At 43.2% G+C, this 6,114-nt stretch carries 6 protein-coding genes; all 6 read left to right on the forward strand.

All coding sequences use genetic code 11. The features are described from left to right. Positions 1 to 805 (forward strand): glycosyltransferase family A protein (locus A3766_RS01205; RefSeq protein ID WP_068641503.1); only part of this gene is annotated, 805 nt, incomplete at its 5' end. 17 nt (positions 806 to 822) lie between these two features. After that, entirely contained in the window at positions 823 to 1,863 is a 1,041-nt protein-coding gene (locus tag A3766_RS01210) for a polysialyltransferase family glycosyltransferase (RefSeq protein ID WP_068510878.1), read from the forward strand. 30 nt (positions 1,864 to 1,893) lie between these two features. Next, positions 1,894 to 2,931, forward strand: a complete 1,038-nt coding sequence (locus A3766_RS01215) for a hypothetical protein (protein ID WP_068510876.1) — start codon at positions 1,894 to 1,896, stop codon at positions 2,929 to 2,931. 232 nt (positions 2,932 to 3,163) lie between these two features. Next, on the forward strand, positions 3,164 to 4,123 hold the full coding sequence (locus A3766_RS01220) for a tetratricopeptide repeat protein (protein ID WP_068510874.1): 960 nt from the start codon (positions 3,164 to 3,166) through the stop codon (positions 4,121 to 4,123). A gap of 70 nt (positions 4,124 to 4,193) precedes the next feature. Next, on the forward strand, positions 4,194 to 5,366 hold the full coding sequence (locus tag A3766_RS01225; RefSeq protein ID WP_068510872.1) for a methyltransferase: 1,173 nt from the start codon (positions 4,194 to 4,196) through the stop codon (positions 5,364 to 5,366). A gap of 127 nt (positions 5,367 to 5,493) precedes the next feature. Next, on the forward strand, positions 5,494 to 6,114 hold a 621-nt coding region (locus A3766_RS01230; RefSeq protein ID WP_197479158.1), incomplete at its 3' end, for an alanine racemase.

Raw genomic sequence — 6,114 nt, forward strand, 5'->3', positions numbered from 1 at the left:
GTCGTGGTTTCGCGACCCCATTCCTGAAACCGAAACTCGGTCAGCTGTTTCAGGTGAGTTTGATCTGGAAATCGTAAGTCATTGCTGGAACTACTCTAATACCTTGAGCTATCAGTTAAGTTCATACGTCAACTACCCACCCAGTAAGTTACGTTTAACCGCAACCGTGTTTTATGCTGAGGAAGATAAAGGTACCAAAGCTGTTTTAGATTACTTTTCTAAGCTAGAGGTGCCAAATGTTACTTGGAATTTTCAGCCGCTAAGTAAGGGAAAACTATTTCGCCGCGGAATTGGTCGAAACATGGCGGCTCGTTCGACTAAAGCTGACTGGTTGTGGTTTACCGACTGCGATATTATTTTCCATAAGAATTGCCTCGATTCTTTGGCTGAAGCACTTCAAGGTAAGAAAGATATTTTGTATTACCCGCGCTCCGAGAAAACAACTGACATGTTGAAAGATGACGACCCGATGTTGCGTAAAGATGCCGAGCCTCAATTAGTTGATATTGAAACCGCGAACTTTAGCTCTCATACTCGTGATAAAGCAAAAGGCGCTTTTCAGATTGTACATGGTGATGTAGCTCGGGCGATTGGCTATTGTGAAAAAATAAGAATCTTCCAGACCGAAACGCTAACCTGGCGTAAAACTTATGAAGATACAGCGTTCAAATGGCTGATTAAGTCGGAAGGAACCCCTCTAGATATTGATGGTGTCTTTCAAATTCGTCATGTGACGAAAGGGCGTTATGCGCAGGATTCCAATATATCTAAAGTGCGTAGCAAGATCAGACACATGCAAGAATAGCCGGTGCTGACGACGCGATGAAAAACTACTATTTCATATCCTCTCCTTTACACTTTTTTATTGCCTCTAACTTAGCAATTGAAAATCAAGGACAAGAAAACATAGCTGTAATTGTTTCAAAAAACCTGGATTTGGCCAAATCCTTCACTCTAGCGATTGAGCAAGTAAAGGGATTGTTTCAAGAAACCGTTTCTTTAGCGAATGATAAAGGTCTCGGAAAGATACAGCATCGTCGGGAGGTCATGAAACGGATTGATGTTTTGTTTGCTTCGGATTCGAGTAAACAAATTTATACTGGAAATGATCGCCGAGTAGAGTTTCAGTATGCGATGCATGTTGCCAGTCAATCGGGTAGACGTGCGACCGGTATTTACATGGATGATGGTGCGGTGAGCTATATTGGCCACAAATCAATGAATAGCTTCGCTCACCGTTTTCTGGATCCTTTTCTTAAGAAACTCGTATACGGAACCTGGTGGAAGAACGCCCTGACAATAGGCTCTTCTGCTTGGATTTCAAAAGCCTATTTGGCGTTCCCTGAGTATGCTCACCCTCTGTTGCAGGAAAAGAAGCGCTTAGCGCTCAACACAGATTTGTTCTCATCTGATCAATTTAAACAGCTTTCTAAAAGTTTACTTGATGATAGAAAGGTCGATTTAAGCTGTTTCGATGCGATTAAGGTGTTGATTACTTTGCCTCATGAGGCTAGTTATATGAGGCAGCCGGATAGTCTAACAAGTGCCTATAAGCGATTGTTAGAAACTTTCTCCCCTCGTGACATTGGGGTCAAGGCTCACCCGAGGAGTACTAACCTTGACTTGCTCGATGAGATGTTTCCAGGTTCAACCCGTATCGATAAAAATATAGGCTTTGAGCTTATCTTGCCTCTGCTGGGAGATGACGTGCTTGTTTTGGGCGATATCTCGACAACCTTGCTGTCTGCCAAGTGGTTGAGGCCGGATATTCGTGTTGAAACATTAAGCTGTGAGGTGGCTAGTCAGCAAATGAATGACTTATTCAGCGCTCTTGGGATAAAGAAAAGCTATTCATTGGAATAAGCATTAACACTTAAATAATGGATATTGACAGTGAAGAAATATAAAAAGACTTATTGGGGGGCTATCCCAAAAGAGTTTAAGGCTCATGACAATGTGATATTCAAACGCTTTGGGAGGCGGTCAAATTGGTCGAGTGCTACCTCTATATTGGGTTTGAAGGGCGGAGCCTGTGCGAAGACAATGTTTTTCAGCATGCTTGCTCGAACTGTCCATAGCAATCCTGACTTGTTTGAATCAATACCCCCTGTTTCAATTAATTGGTCGGAGCGTTTTGTCGATGATGGCGATAAAACGCTTGTTGTTGAACATGGCTGGCTACCGAGATCGTCTTATCAAATCTCTCCTCATGGGGCCAATGCACGCAGCCACACTCAGTTTGACTCTGGCGTTGATTATGTTGAGCGCATAGGTCGACGCGATTTAGAGCACTGCAAAGCTCGCGCTCAACACTTCTTGAGGCCTAAAAAGGTTGATATCGCAGGCCTTACTCAAAAGCCTTTTTGTTTATTGCCACTCCAAGGAGGAGAGGACTATAACCTGAAGTTTTCTGATTCTGGTTTTGAGAGCTTGTATGGGCAGAAGGGCGCCAACGATTTATTGGCTCAGGCGCTAATTGATCGGAGTTATGCGGAAGCGCAAGGTGTGAACATTATCGTGACTGAGCATCCTGCTAAAAAATGCCGCTTATCTAATGCTCCGACGTTACCAAAGGGTGTGACATTTATCGAGGCTAAGAAAGGTATCCGTAGTATTGATTTAGCCGCGCATAAAAATTGTGTTGGGGTCGTATCGGTTAACTCTAACTTGGTTCATGAGGCAATGGTCTTAGGCAAGCCTGTTTGTTCTTATGGGCGTTTGATGTACAAGAGTGATGATAAGCCAATGTTTTCGTCAATTGCAGATATGCTGACATGTGGCGAACAAGACCTCAGCCTGGCTGATCAGTATTTAGCGCTATTATTTTTAAGTCAGTGGGAACTCACTGACTTAATGGACCCTATAATTGTGCAGACTTTATTAAACAGCATGGGGAAGGTTTTCCCTTGGGAGTTACGTCGAGGTATTTAACATTGGCTAATGTAAAAGAATATTCTTTTTTACCAGCTTAAAGCTTTTGCCAAGAATCAAACCTCTAATAAGTCTAGATTCAACACCGCTAACTTTACAGCTTCGCGATACTAAGAGTAAAACGTACATTAGCTGGCTTCCCATAATATATAGATAACCTCCTATTTCCGGGTTGCTGGTATATACTGATACGTACTTATTTCGGGTGACAGATGATTAAGGGTATCTTGTATTGAATACTGGTTTCTGGCCGAGCTTTATTGCTCATATTAAATTTACTCTAGCTTTTCTTTTATTGGTTACTTCTATCGAGATGCATGCGAGCTCTGACCAAGCCCGCCACTGCTTCAATTCAGGAGACTATGTCTGCGCCAAAAATATATGGGAGCCATTAGCTTATAAAGGCGATAGCATTGCCCAATTCTATATGGCCCGAATTAATCAGGAAGGTTTAGGTGTCGCTAAGAACATTTCTAATGCGCAGATATGGTACGTAGAAGCCGCTGAGTCAGGCTTGTTGGAAGCGCAAAATAATCTAGCTGTGCTGTATGAGAAAGGTGACGGTTTACCTAGAGATATTAATAAAGCGATAAAGTGGTATACGCTAGCGGCCGAACAGGGCGATACCTCAGCTCAATATAATCTAGCCTTAATTTATTACACCAATGAAGACGTCAAAGACGAAACAAAGGCTAATAGCTGGTTCAAGAAGGCGGCTAAGTTGGGAGACGTTCAAGCTCAGTATAACTTAGCGCTAATGCTCTTAAATGGATTGGGTGTCGAAGCTAAACCGAAAAGGGCTTTGCGTTGGTTGAGACGGGCGGCTGATCATGGGCATATACTGTCTCAGTATCAACTAGGCAGAATTTATCATTCTGGTGAAGTCTCTGGTAAAAACATAGCTGAAGCCATTAGTTGGTATACCTTGGCAGCCGAACAAGGTGATATCGATTCTCAGCTAAGTTTGGCGCAAATCTATTTACAAGATGGTCCTCAACACGACTCGCATGAATCATTTCGTTGGTTTGAAGTGGCTGCAAAATCAGGAAGTGCTCAGGCTCAGTTTCAATTAGGTCGTTTCTATCAAAGCGGTTTCGGTGTTATTAAGAACTTAAGCAAGGCGCAGCAATTGTATCAACAGGCTTGTAGGCAGAGACTTTCTGTTGCTTGTCAGGCTGGCGCTGCGCTGTAAACTTAGGCTCTTCTTGATAGGCATGGCTTGAGCTATAATGCTCAGTTCGCTCATTAGTTAAAATCCCTTTATGTCTTCTTCCTCATCAGAAAATCCCAACGCATTTACCGCTAACGGCCAGAATTATGAGCTTCAGCGTTATCCTGTTGAAAAGCGTAGTCAGTTGCGTGCCTGGGATGCTGCAGACAGCTACCTGCTTAATCTGGTTGATGACATGGCTGGAAGCTTCAAGCAGCTTTGTATCGTGCACGATAACTTTGGTGCTTTGACGATTCCTTTAATGAAATATAAGCCCCTCTGTTACGGCGACTCATGGATGTCATTAGAAGCAACGCGACAGAACCTCAAGAAGAATGCTGAAGCGAATGACGATAATGTGCTGGACTTTGAGTCGGGTCTTGAGTATCTCGTCAAACGAGAAGAGCGCCCAGACTTAATCATTGGTCGAGTACCTAAATCTAAAAGCCAGCTGGCTTATTTACTCGCTGAACTGAATAAGTGGGCACAAGAAGGCTGTACACTTTTACTTGCAGGTATGGATAAGCACTTAAGCAAAGGTCAGTATGAGTTGCTGGAGAAGTGCTTTGGCCCGGCGAGTTTTTTGCCAGGTGTAAAAAAAGCGCGAGTCTGGAGGGCAGAGGTTGATAAATCTCTGGCGTACGCTTCAGAGCAGAATATATTTGAACAGTGCAAGTCTGTCAGCGTTCCCGATTTTGAATTGAACTTGAAGGCTTTACCAAATGTCTTTAGCAATGATCATTTGGATATTGGCAGTCGCTTCTTTTTGGGGCATTACAAGTGCTTACCGGAGGTTTCACAAGTCGCTGATTTAGCCTGTGGGAATGGGGTACTTGGTTTAGCCTACTTACAGCGCTTTCCTAATGCCCAGATGTTTTTCTATGACGAGTCTTTTCAGGCGGTACAGTCTGCGAAACACAATTTGGCGGTCAATATGCCTACAAACCGTGCTGAGTTTATTGCTTGTGACGGCTTGAGCAAGGCTAAGTCTAATTCATTGGAATTGATTCTTTGTAACCCGCCGTTTCATCAGCAAAATACGGTGAGCACTTCGATAGCCCAATCCTTTTTCAAAGAAGCCAAACGTGCATTGAAAACGGGTGGCGAGGTATGGCTCGTGGCAAATCGGCACCTTGGCTACCATTCTGACTTGAAAAGAATATTTGGTAACTTTGAAAATATCGCAGCGAATAAGAAGTTTGTAATTCTCAAAGCTGGGAAGTAAGCCATTCCTTAAAATATGAATAATATTCATGTTTGTGTTAGTCTGGGATTTTATGATCTCAGGTAGGCTGGACTTTTACTTGGTTTAGACTGCAGATCCAAAAAAATAATAAGACTAGTTGGATAATATGGACGCAAACTATTTTTCTAAGCTATCGCTCGCTCTGAGTCAGGCAGGCCTTGCTAGCCCTGTACTGCTTGTCGATAAATCTTTGTTGGATGAAAATATTGCACGCTTGAAAGAAACCCTAGAAAAAGGGTTTGCCTATCGAGTGGTGGCAAAATCTTTACCCAGTATTCCTATGCTGGAATATATACTGTCCGAAACTAATTCCTCTCGTTTAATGTGCTTTCACCTTCCTTTTCTTATACATATTGCAGAGCATAAATGGCCCGTAAAGCCGGACTTGTTGTTAGGAAAACCTATGCCTGTCATGGCGCTTAGAGCTTTCTATCAGTGGTATGAGAAGCAAGGTGAGCCGCTAGACTTTGAGCCAGCAGAGCAAGTTCAATGGCTGATTGACTCAAATGAACGCTTGAACGAGTACGAGGCTGTTGCTTTAGAGTCAGGGCTCAAGATGAAGGTTAACCTTGAGGTCGACGTGGGTTTGCATCGTGGTGGCTTTGCTGACATGAGTGAGTTTAGGTCTTGTCTAGAGCGTATTAAACAATCTGATTTATTGAGCCTTAGCGGACTAATGGGTTACGACTACCACGTTGCCAAGGCGCTTAATATTTTGGAAGGAAGG

The sequence above is a fragment of the Oleiphilus sp. HI0132 genome (genome assembly GCF_001635845.1).